Source organism: Streptomyces sp. NPDC001222, assembly GCF_042896945.1.
GTDB classification, from domain to species: Bacteria; Actinomycetota; Actinomycetes; order Streptomycetales; family Streptomycetaceae; genus Streptomyces; species Streptomyces gibsoniae.
In genome coordinates this window covers 157,554-178,148 of record NZ_JBIAXT010000016.1, presented here as the reverse complement: position 1 = coordinate 178,148, position 20,595 = coordinate 157,554, and the positions used below count along the sequence as shown (strand labels likewise).

The window sequence follows — 20,595 nt, the reverse complement described above, 5'->3', positions numbered from 1 at the left end:
GTTTCGTCACACTCATGCGCCACTTGGCGTCGTTCCCCTCCACACAGGAGACAACGACGCACCGAGCGTGCGGACACTGTCCACCAACGCATAAGCGAGGACGACGAGGAAGCGGTGGAGCCTGGCCCGCCGTATCTGGACCTGCTCGACCGCGTGGCACAGTCGCCGGAGGCCGGTCCTGGTGTGTTCCTGGCCGCTGACGGTGCGCGGGTGGACGGCACTTGGACCTACGCGGAGTACGACACACCGGGAGTGCGCCTGATCATCCCCTGGCACGCCGAAGGCCTGCCGACAGGCGAGGTACGGCTGGACTTCGCCCGAGACGAGCGTCTTCCCGAGCCCCCGGTGTGGACACTCGTACCGCGAGGCGACGGTGGGCGGCCCACGGCGGTACGGACGGCGAGCCGTGAGCTGTCGCTGGCCTGGAAGCTGCTGTGGCTGTGGACCGACAGCCGGGACGGTGGGCAGGCGCGAGGCAAGGACCTGTACGACGCGGTCCTCCTCGCCGAGGCGGACGGCGCGCGACTCCCACCGCAACTGCTGCGGACGGTCCTGGGCCGCGCCACGGACTCGCGAGCGGAGGACTTCCACCCGGCCGCGGTGGTCCGGTGGGAAGTGGACTGGGCGGGTTTCCAGGACGAACACCCCGGTGTGACGGGGACGGCGGACGACTGGCTCCGTCGGCTCGTCCGGGCCCTGGAGCCGATGTTCGCGGAGTCCCCGCCCGCGCGGCTCACCGGGCGCATCGCGCCGAGCCGACGGCCCACCTGAGCAACCGTCCGCCACAGGCCGGGGCCGCCGTGGTCTCCGGTGCCATAGCCAGTGGGGCAGGGAACAACTCGCTTTCCGGCTGGACGATCGCTTGGAATGATCGGCACGGCGATCGAAGCGGTCGCCCAGGAGAGGCGGGTGCGCAGTGACCGGTTCCTGGGAGAACTTCGGGTGGCGCAGCGCTACGGTGCCCGGGGCCCCGCTGGACGACGAGGCTCGGGCTCGCCTCGACCTGCCCTCGACGCTGCGCCCCGTGACGGACGAGCGCCTTGTGCAACGTCCGGTCTTCGACCCCGCGCTCAAGCAGTACGGCAACGCCTACCGCGCCGCCGATCCCCGATTCGCCGACACGGACCTCGAACGGTGCTGGCACGCGGCTCGGCGCGCCGCGATCGCCCTGGTTCTGTCCGCGATCGCGGACTCGCCCTGGGCGGACTCGCTCGTGCTACGCGGAAGTGTGCTGCTCCGGGCCTGGTTCGGGGACGCCGCACGAGAACCGGGGGACCTGGACTTCGTCGTCAACCCGCCGTCGTGGCGGATCGAGGAGTCGCGGACCGACACGATGCTCACCGGTCTGGCCCAGGCTGCCGAGGCGGCGGCGCTGCATGGTGACAGCACGGTCCGGATCGCCGCGGCGGAAGCGGTCAGCGACGACATCTGGACCTACGACCGGGTGCCCGGTCGTCGTCTGGTCCTGCCCTGGACCTCCGGGGGGCTGCCCGGCGGAGTCGTACAACTGGACTTCGTCTTCAACGAGCACCTCCCCGTCGACCCCGAGCCCGTGTTGCTTCCCTCGTCGCCGGGCGGCCCGGAAATCCTGCTGAACGCGGCCACCGCCGAGCTGTCACTGGCCTGGAAACTCATGTGGCTGCTGTGCGACATGCATCCGCAGGGAAAGGACCTCTACGACGCCGTCCTGCTGGCCGAGCACACGCCGCTGCGTTTCGAGGTGTTGCGGCAGGTCTTTCTCGCCGCGGAACCGACCGACGGGTGCCGCCCGGCAGGGCCCGCCGAGATCGCCGGTCTGAAAGGGACCGTCGAGTGGGAGCACTTCGTCGCGGAGTACCCCGACACACCCGGAAGCGAGTGCGACTTCGTCGACCGTCTGGCCACCGCCCTCGCACCGACCTTCGCAGCGGTCGAATCCGCCGGAGAGGGGGAGGGGGATTACGCGCGCCACGCTCGCTGGCTTGAGCCCCGGACCCAGGAGTATCGGGAACTGCTTCACCGCAAGAGCATGCGCACGGTGCAGAAGACCATGCACACGGCCGGTCTACCCGTGGTCGCGGCCATCGTGATCACCCGAGAGCTCCTCGGTCCGGACCGTCACAGCATCGAGGACGCACGCACCGTCGTATGGACCGATCCGGCCTGGGAGGGGATGGCCGATGCCTACCGGCGCACCGGAGGGGGCTGGCTCCGTCAGGAGCTCGACCGACTTTGACATCCTCGCCCACCTTAAAGGAGGGCGATTCCCGCCTGCCGTGCCGTTGTCGGGCGCGGTTTCGGGTGGGTTCCTGCTTCATCGCGCTGCGCGGGGACGGGTCCCCGTCTTACCTGCGCTCCACGGGCTGAGACGGCCAGTCCGGCCGCCTTGGCGACGTTGACCGCCGCGTTGATGTCTCGGTCCAGGACGGTCCCGCACGCTCCGCAGGTCCACTCTCGGATGTGGAGGGGTTTGGGGCCGTCCTTGATCCCGCAGGCCGAGCAGACCTGTGAAGTGGGCTCGAACCGGCCGATGCGCACGAAGATGCGCCCGTACCGGCTGGCCTTGTATTCGAGCATGGTCACGAACTGGGACCATCCGGCGTCGTGTACGGACTTGGCGAGGCGTGTGCGGGCGAGTCCCTTGACCGCTAGGTCTTCCACCGCGATGGCTTGGTTCTCGCGGATCATCCTGGTGGAGAGCTGGTGGTGGAACTCGCGGCGCGCATCGGTCACCCGTGCGTGGGCACGGGCGACGCGAAGCCTGGCCTTGTCCCGGTTGCTGCTGCCCTTCTCCTTGCGCGAGAGGGACTGCTGTGCACGCTTGAGGTGCTTCTCGGCCCGGCGCAGGAAGCGGGGACTGTCGATCTTCGTGCCGTCGGAGAGGACGGCGAAGTGCCCCAGGCCGAGGTCTATGCCGACTTCGGGTGTGAGGGGTGTCAGGACTTCTTCCGGGCCGGTTTCCACGACGAACGACGCGAAGTACCTTCCCGCACTGTCCTTGATCACGGTCACGGTGGTGGGGGTGGACGGCAGGGTGCGCGACCACTTCACGCTCACGTCGCCGACTTTGGGCAGGCGCAGCCTCCCGCCGGGGGTGATCTTCCATCCGGCATTCGCGGTGAAGCGGATCGCCTGGCGGGTGTCCCGCTTGGACTTGAACCGGGGCGGCCCCGTCTTCGGGCGCTTGCCCTTGAGGCCGTCGAAGAAGTTGCGGTACGCGGTATCCAGGTCCCGAAGGGACTGCTGGAGGATCACCGACGACACCTCACCGAGCCATGCCCGCGCTGGTGTCTTCTTCGACGTGGTGAGCCGCTTGGACAGCTCGGCCGAGGTGACGAACGGCAGCCCGGCAGCACGAGCGTCCTCACGGACGCGCAACGCGTCGTTGAAGACCACCCGTGCACACCCGAACGCCCTTGCTAGCGACTGGCGCTGACCGACGCTTGGGTACAGACGGAACCCGTACCTGAGCTGCATGGTGATCACCATACATACTTGGTTCATGTCGCCACGCTGGAATCCAAATCCCGATGTACGTACTGGCCGTACGTCGTCTACAACCTGCATGCCCACTTGGTTTTTGTCACGAAGTACCGGCGTAAGGCGATGACGGACGCCATGCTGACGCGCTGCGAAGAGATCATGCGGGAGGTGTGCACGGACTTCGAGGCCGAGCTGAAGCAGTTCAACGGCGAGGAGGATCACGTACACCTACCCGTGCACTACCCGCCGAAGGTCCAGCTCTCTAAGCTGGTCAATTCCCTCAAGGGCGTCTCCGCCCGACTTCTATGCAAGGAGGACGACGCGCACGTCCGCCAGCACCTGTGGGGCGGTCACTTCTGGTCCGGCTCCTACTTCGCCGGAAGCTGTGGCGGGGCACCCCTGACCGTTGTCAAGCAGTACATCGAGAACCAGAAGCGCGCCGTGGGCTGAGCCGAACAGTGCCGACCCGTGCTCACGTGCAGGTCAGAGCAGCTCTGAGATGGCCCTCACCCCCGGCGTAAACGCCGGAGTACCGGCCAAGATCAAAGGTAGAACCGTGGAGAACGGCGGCGGTGTCGTGCGATGTCGCCGGGAGCTGCCCCATCGTCGAGCCGGCCACGCACGCGCTCGACCAGCGTGTCGAGCCCGGCCTGCTCGGTCTCCGCACCGCGCGCCTCCGGCCGGTGGCCGTGCCGGGCGGAGCGGTGGCGGAGGAGGGTCTCGCCGCGTCCCTTCGCCCGTACGGGCACTCTCCGACACGACCTCACCCGACTGGCGGAAAGGGGCGGTCTGACGGGCCGTTGCCCGTCCGGAGCCGGAGGTCATGCCCGGCCGGGGGTCGGTCGTGCCTCCGCGTGCGGCTTCGGGGGGACGGCGGCGGCGCCCCGCGGGGACCGGCGGGGCGGCGCCGCCCGTTGTGGCCTTAGCTCAAGATCTTGCATTTCACGTGATCGACACGCGGGTGGTTCGGTAAAGGATTAGCGTGGGAGGCGGACAGCTCTTCGGGGTCCTCACAGACCGGAACCCCGGCCCGATTCCGGCGGGCCGGGGTTCTCGTTGTGTGGGCAGCACAAGTGCCTCTATCAGTCGTCGATGCCCTTGTGACGGTGCACGATCCGGATGCTGCCAACCACACCGTGCTTGACCTTCACACCGCCGCGGACGCGGCCGGGGAAGAGACCGTTGCTGGAGCTGTGGGGACCGACAGTGGCGATGGGAGCGCCGTTGTCGCAGGTCGCACCCCTGAAGACCTCGACGGTCTTCTTGCTGTCGTTGCGGACGTTGAGGCTGTTCGCACCGAGGCCGCTGACGACCGTGATGCAGCTGGCCTCGTGGGGCGAGTACTCCCGCTCGTTGACGAAGATCTTGCCCTCGCCCTTGTGGTGCTCCTGCTCCTCCTCGTTCTCCTCCTCGCCGCCCTCGTGGCCCTTGGAGTTGTCGTTGTTGTTGCCGTAGTTGTTGTTGTTGCCGTTGTTGTTGCCGTTGCCGCTGTTGCCGTCGGTGTAGGCCGGGGCGCCCGCCGCCGGAGCAGCGGGAGCAGCGGCGGGAGCCGGGGCCGCGACGGCGGCCGCCGCCTGAGCCGGCTCCGAGGCGGCGTTGGCGTAGGTGATGCCGGTGGCCACCAGGGCCGCGCCGGCCGCCAGCGCGGCGGTCACCACAGTGGAACGCGTTGCCATGTTGCTTCTCCTGTCTGAGAGACGTCGGCTGTGAGCCGATGCGAGATTGAACGTACAGATCATCTTCTTGTATGTCATATCAGACATGCTGAAAATATGACGAAGAATCCGTTTGGAGTAGTGGAGGCGCTGACGCCTCGTCATGCAGGGCCGGAGCCCCTTGGACCGCCTCGGTTCGAAGGTGGCGGTCGGCCCCTCCGGAGCCCCGGAGCGGCCGGCTGAGGCCGTCTCAACTGGGGGAGCGGGGGTGTGGGGTGACGCCGTCTTCACCTCTCGGCGGGTGTCTACTTCCGTTGATTTCAGAGCAGTTCGTGAGGGCGTGTGGGGACGGCGACCGGCCGGTCCGGCGTGGGTCGGCGGGGGTGGCGGACCCGTCGGGTGACGGGTGGTCCGAACCGGGGGGTCGGACGGTCGACGGGCGGTGGGACTCCCGGTGGATGCGGCAGGAGGGCGGTCCGGTCGCGGCCCCGGAGGGCGGGCTCGGCGAACGGGTGAATCGGCCGTGGCTTCGGCGTGTTGCGGCTTCGGGCCGCCGGGGAGCGGGTGACGCGCCGACGGGCGGGGTCGCGCGTGCGCTCTTAGTCTGACGTCGGGACCGGTGGCCTGCGTCCTCCGCGTGGTCGCGGGTCTGTTCACGGTGGGAGTCGGCTCATGGCGCGTGTGTGCGGACGGTTGCGTAAAGGTGTGGCGATCACCGCCGGGGTGGGCGTGCTCGGGCTGCCGATCGCGGCCGGAGCCGTATGGGGAGCCGTGCGGGGGGAGGAGGAGGGGGAGCCCGCCGCCGTCACCGTCACCGTCGACGTACCTCATATGCCCACGTCCCAGTCGCTGTCCGCGGACGAGGCGCCGGCGCTCGGGCCCGCCGTGCAGCGGCAGCTCGACGCGGCTGTTCAGGGGATCATGCGGGAGGTGCACGTCCCCGGTGTGACCGTGGGGCTGTGGACGCCCGACAAGGGCAGCTACGTACGCTCGTTCGGAGTCGCCGACAAGGGCAAAGGCCGCCCGATGGCGCCGGATCTGTACATGCGGATCGGCAGCGAGACCAAGACGTTCACGGTGACCGCGTTGCTCCAGTTGGCCGATCGGGGCCGGGTGGGGCTGGACGACCCGATCGCGAAGTACGTCGACGGCGTGCCGGGCGGAACCGGCATCACGCTGCGCCAGCTGGCCGGCATGCGCAGCGGCTTGTTCAACTACTCCGAGGACGAGACGTTTCTGAAGGCGTTGACGTCCGATCCGAAGCGGTCGTTCACGCCACGGGAACTGCTCGGCTACTCCTTCAGGCATCCCGTGCTGTTTCCGCCAGGACGGCAGTTCGACTACAGCAACACCAACCTTGTTCTGCTCGGCCTGGTCGTGGAGAAGGCCGGTGGGCAGCCGCTCGGGGAGTTCATCCGGAAGAACATCCTCCAGCCGGCCCGTCTGGGCCGCACGCACTTCCCGACCGACGCCGCCTTCCCGGACCCGCATGCCCGCGGGTACACGGACCAGACCGCGAGCGGGAAGACCGAGGACGCGACCGACTGGAACCCCTCCTGGGCCTGGGCGGCCGGCGCGATGATCTCCGATCTGCAGGATCTACGGGCGTGGGCGCGCACGGTGGCCACCGGCACCCTGCCCGACGGCACCGCCCTGATCAGCCCGGCCCTGCAGCGGCAGCGGCTCATCGCGTCCCCGGCCGCCGGCCCCGGTGTCGCATACGGGCTCGGCATCTTCGATGTGCAGGGCTGGATCGGGCACAACGGTTCGCTGCCGGGCTATGAGTCCCTGGCCGTCTATCTGCCGTCGGCGCGGACGACCCTCGTGGTGCTGCTGAACACCGACGTCCGTCAGGACGGGCAGCAGCCCAGCAGCATCTTCGGTGAAGCCATCACGAAGATCGTCACGCCGGGGCACGTCTTCGGTCTGCCCGCACGGCCGTCGGCCGGATGAGGGGCAGCCGCCGCCGTTCGTGCCTCAACTCCCGCTGACAGCAAGCGGTTTCGACGAGACGCCCGCGTCCGGTCGGCGTTCGTTGCGTTGCTCACATCACGGGTGTCCGGGGTCGGAATGTGGAGCGCGGCTTCACATCTTCATGGCATGCTCACGCCTTGTTACCCGTCGGTATGAACGCACCGCCGGGCCATTCTGCAACCCCCCACCACCACAGGACAGATCTTGCGTATTCGCAAGGGGCACCTGCGTGCCCTCATGCCCGCACTCACCGCATCCGTGCTGTTGCTCGCGTCCGGCTGCGCGTCGGGGTCCGGTTCCTCCTCCGCCTCCGGCGCGTCGCCCGCCGGACAGTCCGAGGCGTCCGCCGCCGCGGCCGGGGACGCCGACGGCGCTCTCGCGGTCAAGGCGGCGCCCGCCGCCACGTCCACCGCACTCGCCCGGCCGGGTGCGACCGGCACACGGGCGCACCGCAGCACACTCAAGGTGAGTTCGTACGACCGTCACACCCGACGGGCCGTCATCTCACAGGCGGTCAGGACGACGCCCACCCCGTCGGGATCGCCCACGGCATCGGGGTCGTCCACGGGGGCCGCATCGCCCTCGGCGACCCCGTCCGGTACCCCGAGCCGCTCCGCCGAGCCGGGGCGGATCGCCGTCGGTGACGTCATCGCCAGCGCGCCCGCGCCCGGCGCCCCGGACGGTCTCCTCGCCAAGGTCACCAAGGTGATCGGGGAGACCGGTGACGGCACCGAGGTGCAGACCGCGCCGACCACCCTCGACACCCTGCTCGGTGACGACAAGGCGAAGGGCACGGTTCCCGTCGACCCCTCGTCCTTCGGCGTCGAGCGGCTGCTGCCCGATGTGAAGGTCTCCTGGGCCAAGACGGGCGACATCCACGCGGGGCCCGAGGGCGCGAAGCTACCGCTGGGCAGTCTGCGCGTCGACCTCAAGGCCGATGTGCCCACCCCCGCGGGCACCGCGGTGTCGGCGGACGCCGCCGTGGCCGGGTACGTACAGGTCGCTCCCGAGGTCGACTTCTCCTACGGCGGCGGCACCGGTGACGCGTCCGCCCAGGCCGGCCAGGCCGGGCCCGCCTCGGCCTACCTCGGCGTGTCGGGCGACTGGACCTCACAGTGGTCCCTGAAGGGGCGTGTCGGCGCCACCGCCAAGCCGGTTCGGGTGCCCTTCGCGAAGCTCCACGCCGACCCCGTGCTCCAGGTCGGCTCGATCCCCGTCGTCGTCAACCTCGATCTGACCTGCTACTTCGAGATCACCGGCGACGGAAGCGTGACCGTCGCGGTGGAACAGGACCTCAAGGGTGACTTCAGGGCCGGGGGCACCTACGGCCCGGGCAAGGGCTGGACGCCCGTGAACGAGTCCACGATGACGAGCACGCCGGTGCGCGCCTCCCTGACGGCCGCGGGGAACGTCAAGGCAGCGCTCGGCGCGCAGGCCGCCGTCGGCCTGTACGGCGCGGTGGGCGTCAGCGCCGACCTGGCACCGTATCTGCGGGGCGAGGCGTCGGCAGCGGCGAGCGCGGCCGCGAGCCCGGGCGCGCCGCCGACGGCGGGTGCGGCCGGGGCGTGGGCCCTGTACGGCGGTGTCGATCTGAGCGGTGCGCTGCAACTGCAGCTGTCCGTCTTCGGTACGCCCGTCCTTCAGCGCTCGATTCCGCTGGGCATGTTCCACCGGGAGTGGAAGCTCGCCTCGGGCGCCGTCTAACAGCGATCCGCCGACAACCTGCCTGGTGGCGAGCGCCGCGCACGGCGCTGGCCACCAGGCGCGGGCCGACCCCGATCGTCCCACGGGACGTTCCGCCCATCCCCGGAACGGCGAAACGGAATTCCGGGCCCTCGGCACGGAAACGCTGGGCGACGTGAGATCACGCCTCGTGATCGGCAACGTCAGCACGGAGGTTTCCATGATTCGTCGGACACTGCAGGGGGGCCTGCTCGCCGCGGTCGCGATGCTCGCGCTCGTGCCCACGGCCGCGGTCGCCGTGGAGGGCGACCGGGCCGCCCCGGCGCCGGTCGTCGCGACGGTCCAGTACCGCCCGCACACGCTCCCCGCCGCAACCCGGCACGTGCCGGTCCGGCAGCGCACCCACCGCTCCGCACTCTGCCGGCGCTACGTCCGTCATATCCGCCACGTCGGCTACACCTGCCACCTGCGCCACATCCCGCGCACGGCGCACCACCGCGTCGGCTACGGCGCCCACACGGCGTACCGCCACGGCGTCGGCTACGTGACGGGGACGGCGTACCGCCACCGCACCGGGTATGTTTCGGGCGTGGCGTATCGGCACCACACGTACCGTGCCGTCGGCCGTGTAGCCACCCGCTATGTCCCGCTGAACATCCGCTCCGGTCCGGGTACCGGCTACCGCGTGGTGGGACACCGCCACGTCAACGGCCGGCTGCTGCTGGTCTGCAAGAGGCACGGCTCGTACGTCCACGGGAACCGGCACTGGTACCGCCTCGCCGGCAACAGGGGCTATGTGTCCGCGCACTACGTCCGCACGCGGAGCACCGTGCCCTGGTGCTGAGACGTCCCTTCTCTCTCCCCCCGAAGGGACAGGCCTGCCCGGTCACCTGTGGGTGCCGGGCAGGCCTTCGGCGTGCCCGGCACCCGGCAACTCACGTTGTTCATACCGGTTTCCATGTGTGGCGGCACCACAATCCCGGGAACACATCCTGACAACCAAGGGCGAACCGCCCAAAGTGGAATCGGCGTTGAGGGACAGGTCATGCGACAACCTCAAGGGTCCAGTACGCGACAGCCCCAAGGATCCAGACCGTGAAGGCCGGCGCAGCACGGACGGCGGCGCCCTGGCGGACGGCGGCGGCCCCGCCGGCCGAGCCGGACGGACCGTTCATGACGGAGCTGCGCGGCCTGAAGGAGCGCACCGGTCTCAGTCTCGCGGCCCTCGCCACGCGTACCCCGTACAGCAAGTCCGCCTGGCATCGCTATCTCAACGGCGCGCAGCGGCCGCCCCGTTCGGCCGTGGAGGCGCTCGCCGGTCTCGCGGGCGTCGATCCGGGCCCCGTACTGGCACTGTGGGATGCGGCCGAGCACCAGCAGGGCCCGGCCCAGCCGTCGTACGACGTACTCCCGCCGGAGTCCGTCCGGCGCCGGCGGCTGCCACGGTCGGCCCTCGCCCTGGTCGTCGCGGTGACCGCGGTGACCCTGACCCTTGTCGCGGCACATCGCTCGGGCGCGCCGTCCGGCCGTCCGGCCGCGCCCTCGCCCCGTTGCCGGGGCGCGTCCTGTCAGGGGCAGCTGCCGGACGTCTCCGCCTGCGACCGGGACGCACAGACCAAGAGTTCGGTCCGGGACGCCTCCTATGCGGTACGGCTTCAGTACTCGCCGTCCTGCGGCGCCGCCTGGGCCGAGGTCCAGGCGCGGGCCGCGGACGCCCGCGTCATCTACGTACGATCGGGACGGGACGTGCTCTCCGCGTCGTACCCGGGAGACGGCACCGCGGGCTCGAGCAGTCCGATGCTTGCCGTGAGTTCACCCGAAGGCGTGGAGGCATGTGCTGAGGTGGACGGCAAGGTGGCGTGCACCGGCCTCGATGCCGAACGCGGGGGCGGACGCTGAGCGGATGATCGGCCCGGGGGCCGGTGCGGGGGGTGTGACGTGTCAACGCTCCGCTCCTGGCGGATGTCCTACATGTTGTAGGGTTTGGCTCGTCCGCCCGGCCGGTCGGTATCGACCGGCCCGTTGTCGCCGATCGGGGGATCCGCGTGCAGGAGTCCGACGAGCCGTCGCCAGTGGTCGGCGCGACCTTCGAGGGGATGGTCGACCGGGCGCTGGACGCCCCGGAGATCGCGGCCGCGCTCGGTGCCGCGGGTACGGGCGCGTCCCGGGAGGAGCTGCGCGCCGAGGCCCTGGAGGAGCGCGCCCGCCTCGTCGGTGTCGCCGCCGCCGAGTACAGCCGCTATCTCGCGCTCCGGGCCGCCGCGGTCGACCGCTACGGGTCCCCGGACGACGGTGATCGGGTGTCGGACGGTCCGGCGGCGGACGGCGGTCGTGTGTCGGACGGTCCTGCGGATGATGACGTCCGTGCGTCGGGCGGCGCTGTGGGTGGCGGCGTCCGTACGACGGGTGCTTCCGCGGGTGACGACGACCGTGCGCCGGGTGATCCCGCAGGCGATGGCGACCGTACGCCCGGTGATCCCGCGGGCGGCGACATCCGGGCGCCTGGTGAAGTTGCCCACAGCGACCCGTCGGGTGACGAGCCCGCTACGCCAGATGATGCCTCGGCCGTCGACGGCCACACGAAGAAGGTGATCCTCCCCGTCCTCGCGGTCCTCGTGCCGAGCCTCGGGGCCGTGGCCACCGGTGTCTTTCTGCTGTGCGGGTTCGGGCTGCGTGCCTTAGCTGTCCGTCCCCACATCGGCGACGGGCTCGTGATGGCCGGGGTGATCGCCGCCGCCGTGACGGCGGGGGCGGCTCTCGGTGACCTGGCCTGGATCCTGGTGACGGGCGCGCGGAGCCGCTCCGGCTGCCGTCCGGGCCATCCCGCCGACCGTGATCCCGAGGTGTGCCGGGCCCGCGAGAGCTGGGAGAACGCCGTCCTGGAACGGGGGCTGGTGCCGTTCCTCCGGCAGCGCGCGGAGTCGGCGGGGGCCGACCCCGCGTACGCGTCCGAGGGGCATGCCGTGGGCGCGGACGACGGGGCACGCTAGTTGTCCAGTCCAGGGAGGTTTGCCGGCGAACCTTTCCGGTCGCGACACCAGGCGCACTGCGCCGTCGCTGTCACCATCCTTGCCTGACTCCTACCCTCGGCAGGGCGCCCTGTTCCCCTACGGAATGTAGGGTCGATGGGAGTGCCCGGGAGAGCCAAGGGCAGGCAGTCCCGCCCCCAGTGTCCGCTTCCGTCCACGCCGGTCGTACCGGCCTTTCGTCAAGGTGAGTCATCGCGGTGCCCGCACAGCAGCAAGCAGTGATCCCCCAGCAGCGCGTCCGGCATCCGCAGGGCGCGCCGGAGGAGCGGCCGTCGCTCCTCGCACGTCTGCGCCCGGGAGCGGCCGCCGCCACGGTCTGGTACCTGCGGCTGCAGGCGCTGCTGAACATCGCGGCGGTCGTCTCCCTGCCCTTCCGCAAGGAGGTCCAGGAGCACAACGTCGGTGAGTTCTTCACCCCCTACCTGGCCACCGCCGGTCTGGTCTCGGCGGCCCTGGCCCTGTTCCTCGCGGTGGTGATGAGGCGCCGCAAGCGAGCCGCATGGATCTTCAACATGCTGCTGGCCGGCCCGCTCTTCGCGCTCTACGTGCTCGCCCTCACCCAGGACGACTTCGGCCGCCATGTCTTCAACTGGGTCTCCGCCGTGCTCACCGGCCTCTTCGTGGCCGCGCTGCTGATCGGCCGCAGGGAGTTCCAGGCCGTGGGCGACCGCTCCAACCCCCGACTCGCACTGGTCGTGGGCGCCGGCGGAATCCTGGTCAGCGGCGGCATCGGCACCCTGCTGGTGGACGCCACCAACAAGCTGGCCGGCGCCACCCTGACGGACAAGATCGCGTACACGCTGCTGCGCGGCGTCAGCGTGGGTCCGCTCGCCGACCGTATCGACGCCGTGCAGGCCCCGCGCTGGGTGGACATCACCATCAACGGCCTGATCGCGGCCACCTTCCTGCTCGTCCTGTACGCCTGCTTCCGCGCGCCCCGCGGCCGGGAGCTCCTCGGCGAGGCGGACGAGCAGCGCCTGCGCGCCCTGCTCGCCAAGCACGGTGAGCGCGACTCCCTCGGCTACTTCGCGCTGCGCCGGGACAAGGCCGTGATCTGGTCCCCGAGCGGCAAGGCGGCCATCACCTACCGGGTGCTCAGCGGAGTCACCCTGGCCTCAGGTGACCCGATCGGCGACCCCGAGGCATGGCCCGGCGCCATCGACGCATGGCTGGAGGAGGCCCGTCGGCACGCCTGGACGCCCGCCGTCATGGGCGCGAGCGAGGAGGCCGGAACGATCTACGCCCGGCACGGTCTCGACGCCCTCGAACTGGGCGACGAGGCGATCGTGGAGGTCGCCGACTTCAGCCTCGAAGGACGCGCGATGCGCGTCGTACGACAGGCGCACAACCGTGTTCGCCGGTGCGGCTACACCGTGCACATCCGCCGCCACGGCGACATCCCCGAGTCCGACATGGCGAGCCTGATCGAGAAGGCCGACCGGTGGCGTGACGGCGGCGGTGAGCGTGGCTTCTCCATGGCCCTGGGCCGTCTCGGCGACCCGGCCGACGCGAACTGCGTGATGCTGGAGTGCCGTGACGACCTGGGCGAGCCCCGGGCCCTGCTGAGCTTTGTGCCCTGGGGTGAGCACGGTCTGTCGCTGGACCTGATGCGGCGCGACCGCGGCTGTGAGAACGGCCTGATGGAGTTCATGGTGATCGAGCTGCTGCTGCGCGCGCCTGATCTCGGCATCAAGCGGGTGTCGCTGAACTTCGCCATGTTCCGCGCCGTCTTCGAACGCGGCTCCCGGCTCGGGGCCGGACCCGTTCTGCGGCTCTGGCGCTCCGTGCTGACCTTCTTCTCCCGCTGGTGGCAGATCGAGTCCCTCTACCGGGCCAACGCCAAGTACCGGCCCGTGTGGGAGCCGCGCTTCCTGCTGTTCGAGAAGAGCAGCGACATCCCGCGCATCGGTATCGCCAGCGCCCGCGCCGAGGGATTCCTCACCCCGCCGAGCCTGCCGTCCCTCTTCCGGCGGCGGCACGCCGCGGCCGGGGGACAGGGGCAGCTCCCGCTCGCGCACGACAAGGGGCATGACAAGGGTCATTGAGCGGCAAAGTTCCGGGCCCCGGGTGAGACGGGGCGAGCGGGAGGACGTACAGCAGTAGTGGGGCCGAGCCCCTCCCGCGCCGTCCGCTCCTCCCGGAGGTACCCCGCCCGTGACGATCGTCAAAGCACCCCCGGCACCGGTCGACCGGCGCCATGACGAGGAGCCTTCACAGGGCTGGCAGTTCACCTCCTCCCACGGCCTGGTCCTGCTGGTGCTCCTGCTGGTCGTCGGGCAGGGCCCCATCCGGCGGGCGCTGGGCGCGCCCGTGATGCAGAGCTGGATGACCGTGTTCCTCGCGGTGGTCGTCCAGGCCCTGCCCTTCCTCGTCCTCGGCGTGCTGCTGTCCGCCGCCCTCGCGGTGTTCGTCCCGCCGTCGTTCTTCGCCCGCGCCCTGCCGAAGCGGCCCGCCCTCGCGGTGCCGGTCGCGGGCGTGGCCGGGGCGGTGCTGCCCGGCTGCGAATGCGCCTCCGTGCCGGTCGCGGGAGCGCTGGTGCGCCGCGGGGTCCCGCCCGCGGCGGCGCTGGCCTTCCTGCTGTCGGCTCCCGCGATCAACCCGATCGTGCTGACCGCCACGGCCGTCGCGTTCCCCCGCAACCCCGAGATGGTCCTCGCCCGGTTCGCGGCGAGCCTGCTGGTGGCGTGCGCGATGGGCTGGCTGTGGCAGCGGCTGGGCCGCACCGACTGGCTGAAGCCCCCGGCCCGCGCGTCCTACGAGGGACAGAGCAAGGGTGCCGCGTTCTGGGGGTCCGTGCGGCATGACGTGATGCACGCGGGCGGGTTCCTGGTCGTCGGCGCGATGGCCGCGGCCACCCTCAAGGCCGTGGCCCCGGCCAGCTGGCTGCGTACGGCGGCGGGCAATCCGGTGGTGGCGATCCTCGCGCTCTCGGTCCTCGCGGTGCTGTTGTCGATCTGTTCCGAGGCGGACGCGTTCGTGGCGGCGTCGCTGTCCCAGTTCTCGCTCACCGCCCGGCTGGCGTTCCTCGTGGTCGGGCCGATGATCGACCTGAAGCTGTTCGCGATGCAGGCGGGCACGTTCGGGCGCTCCTTCGCCCTGCGGTTCGCACCCACCACGTTCGTGCTGGCGATCGTGGTGTCGGTCCTGGGTGGGGCGGTGCTGCTGTGAACCGTCAGGCACAGGCGGCCGTTCTGTTCCTGGTCGGCGGGGCGATGCTGCACGCCGGCACCACCTCTCTGTATCTGCGCTACGTCAAGGCCGGGCTCCAGCCGCTGCTGCTCGCCGCCGGAGCCGTGCTGATCATGGCCGCGCTCGCGACCGTCTGGTACGACCTGCGCCGGTACCGCGCGGCCCGGCAGCACAAGGGCGGGGGAGAGCCACACACCGCCCCCGATGACGGTCACGACGACGAGCACGGGGAGGACGACGGCCATGGTCACGGCCACCGCGAGCCGCGGATCTCCTGGCTGCTTCTGCTGCCGCTGTTCGCCCTGATCCTGGTCGCCCCGCCCGCGCTCGGCTCCTACAGTGCCGTGCGCGCCGGTACGGCCCTGCAGCCGCCGCTGGCCTACCCGGCGCTGCCGTCCGGCGACCCGGTCCCGCTCAGCCTGGTGGACTACGCGGGCCGTGCGGCGTACGGCCACGGGCACTCCTTCGGCAACCGCAAGGTGGAGATCACCGGGTTCGTCGCGCTGGACCACGGGGGCACCCCGTATCTCGTCCGTATGGCCCTCAACTGCTGCGCCGCCGACGCCCAGCCGGTCAAGGTCGGACTCTCCGGCAAACTGCCGCCCGTGCTGCAGCCCGACTCCTGGCTCCAGGTCACCGGCACCTACAGCGCCCGGCAGGCCAAGGACCCCGTCAACGGCGGCCGCATCCCGTTCCTCGACGTCGTGGAGGCCAAGCCGGTCCCGACGCCCAAGGACCCCTACGACGAGAGCTGGAACCAGTGATGTGACCGGCCGACGGCGCGCCCGTGGCAGGAGCCGGGCGCGCCGATCGCCGGTGAGCAGCCGCACGAAGGCCGGCTGAGTCCGGCTGTGGCCGGCCGGTTCAGACGGTGCGGGTCCGCACCCCGTCCAGCGCCACCGTCAGGACCAGGTCCCGCTGGGCGTCGTCGAGGAAGTTGGTCGCGGTGATCCCGGCGACCATCCGGAGCAGGTCGTCGAAGCGCATGTCCGTGCGGGCCTCGCCCGCCTTCTGGGCCCGCTCGAACAAGGGGCCGCCCGCCTGGTACATGGATTCCCGGCAGGCGAGGAAGATGTCGGACTCGTCGTCCATCGCCTCGCGGATGGCGCGCTTGGTCACCGTGTAGTCCACGAACCGGCGCAGCCACGAGGTGAGCGCCTCCCACGGCTCGCGGTCCGCCACCTCCCTGGCCACCCGGCACAGGTCGTTCACCTCGCCCGCGTACACGCTCTCGAAGAGGTGGCGGCGGGTGGGGAAGTTGCGGTAGAGCGTGCCGATGCCGACGCCGGCGCGGCGGGCGATGTCCTCCAGGGACGCCTCCGCTCCGTTCTCCGCGAAGGCCTCGCGGGCGGCCGCGATCAGGGCGTCGTAGTTGCGGGCGGCGTCCTTCCGGTGCGGCCGCTGGGCGGCCACGATCTCGCTGACGGGGAACGGCTGAGCCGTCACTGCTGCCTCCCTGGGCGGAACCGGGTTGAAGCGGAGGTTAGCCTCCGTTACAGTGGAGGTGTACCTCCACTTTAGCAGTCGGTGTGTGTTCGGCCCGGGACGCGTGCGGCCACACGCGTCGCCGACGCCCCCACACCGCTCGACACCTCCCGACCTTCCTCCGACCCGACGCCGGGCCCGCGCGCACCGCGCCGCCCGGCCGCCCCATCCGCTCGCGACCGCTCCTCGCGGCCGTCGGCGTACTGTGCGCCGCCCGCGACGCGACCGAGCCCGTAGACCAGGTACGACCACGTACGACCACGTACGACCACGCACAGCGCGTACGGCCACATACGAGCCCGTACGACGCTGTGCGACCTCGAACACCCGCGTACCACCCGAACATCCATGTACGGCCCCGTACGACCCGACCCGACGACCTGGGCCCCGCCCTGTCCGGAGAGGCTTTTTGATGCCACGGAAGTCCACCCGTCTCACCTTCGCCGTCCTGGCGACCGGTGCGGGCGTGTTCTCCATGCTGCAGTCGCTGATCGCGCCGGCTCTGCCGACCGTCCAGCACGCGCTGCACACCTCGCAGTCCACCGCCACCTGGGTGATGACGGCGTATCTGCTGTCCGCCTCGGTGTTCACCCCGATCCTCGGCCGGATCGGCGACCTCGTCGGCAGGAAGCGCACGCTCGTCGCCGTGCTGCTGACCGTGCTGGCCGGATGTCTGCTCGCCGCGCTCGCGCCGGGCATCGGCACACTGATCGTCGCCCGGGTGATCCAGGGCGCGGGCGGCGCCCTCTTCCCGCTGTCCTTCGGCATCATCCGCGACGAGTTCGCCCCGTCCGAGGTCAGCGGAAGCATCAGCAACCTGTCGGCCGTGATCGCCGCCGGCGGTGGCGTCGGCATGGTGGCGGCGGGCCCCATCGTGTCCGCGCTCGACTACCGCTGGCTGTTCTGGATCCCGGTCGCCGTCGTCGCCGCGACCACCCTGATCGCCCTGCGCTATGTGCCCGAGTCGCCGCGGCGTGCCGAGGGCCGCGTCAACTGGTCCGGTGCCGTACTGCTCTCGGCATGGCTGGTGGCCCTGCTGCTGCCGCTCAGCCAGGCGGGCCAGTGGGGTTGGGGATCGGCCCGCGTGATCGGCCTCTTCGTCGCCGCGGCGGTGCTCTTCGCGCTGTGGCTGACCTCCGAGGCGCACTCCCGCAGCCCGCTGATCGACCTGCGCGTCATGCGGCTGCCCGCCGTGTGGACCACCAACACCGCCGCCCTGCTGTTCGGTGCGGGCATGTACTCCATCTGGTCCTTCCTCCCGGGCTTCGTGCAGACGCCCCCTGTCGCCGGATACGGCTTCGGCGCATCCGTCACCGGGTCCGGACTGCTCATGCTGCCCATGCTGATCGCCATGTTCCTGTCGGGCATGCTGAGCGGTCGCCTGGAGCCGGTCCTCGGAGCCAAGACCCTGCTCACGGCCGGTGCCACCCTGGACGCGGTCGCCTGCGGCATCCTGACCCTCTGGCACGACGAGCAGTGGCAGGTGGCCCTCGTGGCGGGCGTGTTCGGCTTCGGCATCGGACTGGCCTTCGCCTCGATGGCCAACCTGATCGTCGGCAGCGTGCCGGCCGAGCAGACCGGCGCCGCGACCGGTATGAACGCCAACATCCGGACGATCGGCGGTTCCATAGGCGCGGCCGTCACGAGCGTCCTGGTGACCGGTCACCTCCAGCCCTCGGGTCTGCCCTACGCCTCCGGATACACCCACGGCTTCGGCCTGCTGGCCCTGCTCTGCCTCGCCGCCGCCCTGGCCGCGCTGCTGGTGCCGGTCCGGCACGCCGCCCGGGTCAGCGGAGTGCCGCGCGCGTCCGAGGAACCGGCCCGCACCGAGCCGGCGGCCGCCGTGCCGAGTGCGCGCGGCTGACGTCCGCGACGGACCACCGCTCCGACCGCCGTCGGTCCCAGGCCGACGGCGGTCCCGGTATGAGGCGGGTCCCCGGCCCGGCCGCGGTGACCGAGACCGTCGGCCGTGTGGCGCAAACGGAACCCTGTCGCACGGACAGGGCGGGCAGCGTCCCTAAGATGAGCCCATGACATCCGGCCCGCGCATCCGCCTCGCGGCGCGTCGTGCGCGCTGGATGCCGCTCGTGCTGACGGTGGTGGCCGGAGTGCTGGCCATGCACGCGCTGTCGCCGTCGGGGAATCCGTCGGCGGGTGCGCACATCATGGCGACCGGGCCGGGCGTCGCAGCACACCACGCCGAGACCATCGCAGCACACCACGCCGAGACCACCGCCGCGCACGCCTCCGACGCGGGACCGTGCCGCATGGTCTCGGGCACGGGACAAGGCGGCATGGTCATGGACCACGCCGGCGGAACCTGCGCGGCCAGGGGCACGGCCGCTTCCTACGTGCCTCCCGCACTGGCGCCCGCGCCCATCGCCCCCATCGATCCCGCCTCCGTCGCACCCGGCCACCGTCTCGCGGGAGCGACCGACGGGCGGGCTCCACCCGATCTGTCCGAGCTGCAGCTGCTGCGGATCTAGAGGCACCCGCACGTCATCCCCGGCCCGGGGTGGCGTGTTCCGGTCCGTCTCATGATCCGTACCTTCCCGCGCGCACGTGCCGACGCATGCGTACGAGCGCGGGCACCTTCAAGGAGCTGTACTGCCCATGGCAATTCGTCGTTCCCTCGTCCGCAGGACCGCCGCGCTGGCCGCGGCCGCGACCGCCGCGCTCACGCTCGCCGCCTGCGGCGGCACCGGCGACTCCGCCTCGCCCTCCTCCTCCGGTTCCGCCTCGTCGGGGCACTCCGGCCACGACATGGGATCCGGCACGGGGCCGATGTCCTCCGCCAGTCCGTCGGCCTCCGTTCCCGCGGCACACGGCGGCCACAACGCGCAGGACGTGACGTTCGCGCAGCTGATGATCCCGCACCACCGTCAGGCCGTGGCCATGGCGGCACTGGCCCCCTCCCGGGCGAAGTCCCCGCAGGTGAAGGACCTGGCCGCGAAGATCGAGAAGGCCCAGGACCCGGAGATCGAGACCATGTCGGGCTGGCTGAAGGCCTGGGGCGAGAAGGTCCCGTCCGACGCCGCGTCCGCCATGGAGGGCATGCCGGGGATGGACCACTCCGGCTCGTCGATGCCCGGCATGATGTCGGGCGCGGACATGGACAAGCTGGCGAAGCTGTCCGGTGACGCCTTCGACACGGCGTTTCTGCGGATGATGGTCGGACACCACCAAGGCGCCCTCACGATGGCCAAGGCCGAACAGGCCAAGGGCGCCTACGGCCCGGCCGAGGCGATGGCGCGGTCGATCGTCACCTCGCAGTCGGCCGAGATCACCGAGATGAACAGGATGCTCGGCCGCCGTTAGTGCTGTGGCCGGGAAGGTTCGCCGGGCGTCGCGAGCCGGTGAACCTTTTCGGCCGTAGCCCCGGGCCGGCCGCTCGTCGCCGTTCACCTGCCGCGGCCGCCCGCGGCGACCTGGGCGAGCGTACGACCGGTGCACACCGAGCGGGCACGGCGGGGATCCGGCGTGCCGTGCCCGCCGGACCCGGCGTGCCCCGTCCGCACCAGCAGCCAGGCGTCGTCCTCGTCCTTCCCTTGGCCGCCACGGAACCGGGTGAGGGCGTACTCGCCGTGGAGCTTCGCCCCGTGCAGCCGGAACGTGGCGTGCCCGTGTTCCAGCGCCTCGGCGAAGGGGACGGGTCGCCCGCGGCGGTCGTGGCTGGTCGGCCGGTAGGTGCCGTGGTCCCAGACGATCACGGTGCCGCCGCCGTACTCGCCCTGCGGGATGACACCCTCGAAGTCCTCGTACTCCAGGGGATGGTCCTCGGTGGGGACGGCGAGCCGCTTGTCGACGGGATCGGTCGAGGGGCCCTTGGGGACGGACCAGGACCGCAGCACGTCGCCGACCTGGAGCCGGAAGTCGAAGTGCAGCGTGCTCGCGTCATGGATCTGCACCACGAACCGGGGCTCCGCGCCGGAGGACGCGTCACTGCCCCGGGGCTCACCGGTCCGCTCGAAGTCCCGTTTGCCGCGGTAGTCCCGCAGCCGATCGCCGCCACCCACGTCCGGCTCCTCTCCGCCCGACGGCCCGGTCGGCCGACCCGGGCCGGCCGACCGGGCCGTGACGTCTGCGGCGCCCGAGTACCCCGTAGGCCGCCCTGCCCA

Annotated in this window: 17 protein-coding genes and 1 pseudogene; 14 read left to right on the top strand and 4 right to left on the bottom strand. The window is 71.1% G+C overall.

All coding sequences use genetic code 11. The features are described 5' to 3' along the window. The first annotated feature begins 114 nt into the window (after positions 1 to 114). Together ACFY2Z_RS22520 and ACFY2Z_RS22515 are read left to right on the top strand one after the other, a co-directional pair. Positions 115 to 771, top strand: a complete 657-nt coding sequence (locus tag ACFY2Z_RS22520) for a nucleotidyl transferase AbiEii/AbiGii toxin family protein (protein ID WP_390745879.1) — start codon at positions 115 to 117, stop codon at positions 769 to 771. A gap of 145 nt (positions 772 to 916) precedes the next feature. Beyond that, positions 917 to 2,215 (top strand): nucleotidyl transferase AbiEii/AbiGii toxin family protein, encoded by a 1,299-nt coding sequence (locus ACFY2Z_RS22515; RefSeq protein WP_390745878.1) that lies wholly within the window; start codon positions 917 to 919, stop codon positions 2,213 to 2,215. A 14-nt stretch (positions 2,216 to 2,229) separates the two neighbouring features. On the opposite strand, the gene ACFY2Z_RS22510 is transcribed toward ACFY2Z_RS22515, so the two are convergent. Further along, entirely contained in the window at positions 2,230 to 3,456 is a 1,227-nt protein-coding gene (locus ACFY2Z_RS22510) for an RNA-guided endonuclease InsQ/TnpB family protein (RefSeq protein WP_390745877.1), read from the bottom strand. Between the two features lie 25 nt (positions 3,457 to 3,481). Between ACFY2Z_RS22510 and tnpA the strand changes: the two are divergent. Next, positions 3,482 to 3,912 (top strand): annotated as a pseudogene (gene tnpA, locus ACFY2Z_RS22505) (IS200/IS605 family transposase). Between the two features lie 632 nt (positions 3,913 to 4,544). Here tnpA and ACFY2Z_RS22500 read toward each other — a convergent pair. Beyond that, positions 4,545 to 5,138: a hypothetical protein gene (locus tag ACFY2Z_RS22500; protein ID WP_390745876.1), complete on the bottom strand. Its 594-nt coding sequence runs from the start codon at positions 5,136 to 5,138 to the stop codon at positions 4,545 to 4,547. 651 nt (positions 5,139 to 5,789) lie between these two features. Between ACFY2Z_RS22500 and ACFY2Z_RS22495 the strand changes: the two genes are divergently transcribed. The 8 genes from ACFY2Z_RS22495 (at position 5,790) to ACFY2Z_RS22460 (ending at position 15,756) form a co-directional block, all read left to right on the top strand. Further along, a complete protein-coding gene (locus tag ACFY2Z_RS22495; protein WP_390745875.1) occupies positions 5,790 to 7,070 on the top strand; it encodes a serine hydrolase domain-containing protein in 1,281 nt (426 codons plus the stop codon). Between the two features lie 225 nt (positions 7,071 to 7,295). Beyond that, positions 7,296 to 8,795 carry a hypothetical protein gene (locus ACFY2Z_RS22490; protein WP_390745874.1) on the top strand — a complete coding sequence of 500 codons (1,500 nt, stop codon included), beginning with the start codon at positions 7,296 to 7,298 and terminating at the stop codon, positions 8,793 to 8,795. A gap of 199 nt (positions 8,796 to 8,994) precedes the next feature. After that, positions 8,995 to 9,618 carry a hypothetical protein gene (locus ACFY2Z_RS22485; RefSeq protein ID WP_390745873.1) on the top strand — a complete coding sequence of 208 codons (624 nt, stop codon included), beginning with the start codon at positions 8,995 to 8,997 and terminating at the stop codon, positions 9,616 to 9,618. Positions 9,619 to 9,869: 251 nt separating this feature from the next. Next, complete coding sequence (locus ACFY2Z_RS22480) at positions 9,870 to 10,673, top strand: DUF2690 domain-containing protein (protein WP_390745872.1); 804 nt, start codon at positions 9,870 to 9,872, stop codon at positions 10,671 to 10,673. 146 nt (positions 10,674 to 10,819) lie between these two features. Next, positions 10,820 to 11,764, top strand: a complete 945-nt coding sequence (locus tag ACFY2Z_RS22475; protein ID WP_390745871.1) for a hypothetical protein — start codon at positions 10,820 to 10,822, stop codon at positions 11,762 to 11,764. Between the two features lie 236 nt (positions 11,765 to 12,000). Beyond that, positions 12,001 to 13,848: a phosphatidylglycerol lysyltransferase domain-containing protein gene (locus ACFY2Z_RS22470; protein WP_390745870.1), complete on the top strand. Its 1,848-nt coding sequence runs from the start codon at positions 12,001 to 12,003 to the stop codon at positions 13,846 to 13,848. A 109-nt stretch (positions 13,849 to 13,957) separates the two neighbouring features. Then, positions 13,958 to 14,971: a permease gene (locus ACFY2Z_RS22465; RefSeq protein ID WP_390745869.1), complete on the top strand. Its 1,014-nt coding sequence runs from the start codon at positions 13,958 to 13,960 to the stop codon at positions 14,969 to 14,971. After that, the gene (locus ACFY2Z_RS22460) at positions 14,968 to 15,756 is read left to right on the top strand and encodes a TIGR03943 family putative permease subunit (RefSeq protein WP_390745868.1); all 789 of its coding nucleotides are present in this window, start codon (positions 14,968 to 14,970) and stop codon (positions 15,754 to 15,756) included. The genes ACFY2Z_RS22465 and ACFY2Z_RS22460 overlap by 4 nt, the downstream gene beginning before the upstream one ends. 100 nt (positions 15,757 to 15,856) lie before the next feature. Here ACFY2Z_RS22460 and ACFY2Z_RS22455 read toward each other — a convergent pair whose 3' ends face one another. Further along, positions 15,857 to 16,438, bottom strand: a complete 582-nt coding sequence (locus tag ACFY2Z_RS22455) for a TetR/AcrR family transcriptional regulator (RefSeq protein WP_390745867.1) — start codon at positions 16,436 to 16,438, stop codon at positions 15,857 to 15,859. Between the two features lie 451 nt (positions 16,439 to 16,889). Between ACFY2Z_RS22455 and ACFY2Z_RS22450 the strand changes: the two genes are divergently transcribed. From ACFY2Z_RS22450 to ACFY2Z_RS22440, 3 genes are all read left to right on the top strand, one after another. After that, entirely contained in the window at positions 16,890 to 18,341 is a 1,452-nt protein-coding gene (locus tag ACFY2Z_RS22450) for an MFS transporter (RefSeq protein WP_390745866.1), read from the top strand. Between the two features lie 166 nt (positions 18,342 to 18,507). Next, a complete protein-coding gene (locus ACFY2Z_RS22445) occupies positions 18,508 to 18,963 on the top strand; it encodes a DUF6153 family protein (protein WP_390745865.1) in 456 nt (151 codons plus the stop codon). 127 nt (positions 18,964 to 19,090) lie between these two features. Further along, complete coding sequence (locus tag ACFY2Z_RS22440; RefSeq protein WP_390745864.1) at positions 19,091 to 19,795, top strand: DUF305 domain-containing protein; 705 nt, start codon at positions 19,091 to 19,093, stop codon at positions 19,793 to 19,795. A gap of 83 nt (positions 19,796 to 19,878) precedes the next feature. Here the strand turns inward: ACFY2Z_RS22440 and ACFY2Z_RS22435 are convergent, their stop codons facing one another. Continuing rightward, a complete protein-coding gene (locus ACFY2Z_RS22435) occupies positions 19,879 to 20,493 on the bottom strand; it encodes a DNA polymerase ligase N-terminal domain-containing protein (RefSeq protein ID WP_390745863.1) in 615 nt (204 codons plus the stop codon). Positions 20,494 to 20,595: the final 102 nt, after the last annotated feature.

Excerpts from the sequence above, each read along its gene's own strand:
- ACFY2Z_RS22500 (WP_390745876.1), bottom strand. The coding sequence starts at position 5,138 with ATGGCAACGCGTTCCACTGTGGTGACCGCCGCGCTGGCGGCCGGCGCG.
- ACFY2Z_RS22485 (WP_390745873.1), top strand. The coding sequence starts at position 8,995 with ATGATTCGTCGGACACTGCAGGGGGGCCTGCTCGCCGCGGTCGCGATG.
- ACFY2Z_RS22445 (WP_390745865.1), top strand. The coding sequence starts at position 18,508 with ATGACATCCGGCCCGCGCATCCGCCTCGCGGCGCGTCGTGCGCGCTGG.
- ACFY2Z_RS22510 (WP_390745877.1), bottom strand. The coding sequence starts at position 3,456 with ATGCAGCTCAGGTACGGGTTCCGTCTGTACCCAAGCGTCGGTCAGCGC.
- ACFY2Z_RS22450 (WP_390745866.1), top strand. The coding sequence starts at position 16,890 with ATGCCACGGAAGTCCACCCGTCTCACCTTCGCCGTCCTGGCGACCGGT.
- ACFY2Z_RS22495 (WP_390745875.1), top strand. The coding sequence starts at position 5,790 with ATGGCGCGTGTGTGCGGACGGTTGCGTAAAGGTGTGGCGATCACCGCC.
- ACFY2Z_RS22440 (WP_390745864.1), top strand. The coding sequence starts at position 19,091 with ATGGCAATTCGTCGTTCCCTCGTCCGCAGGACCGCCGCGCTGGCCGCG.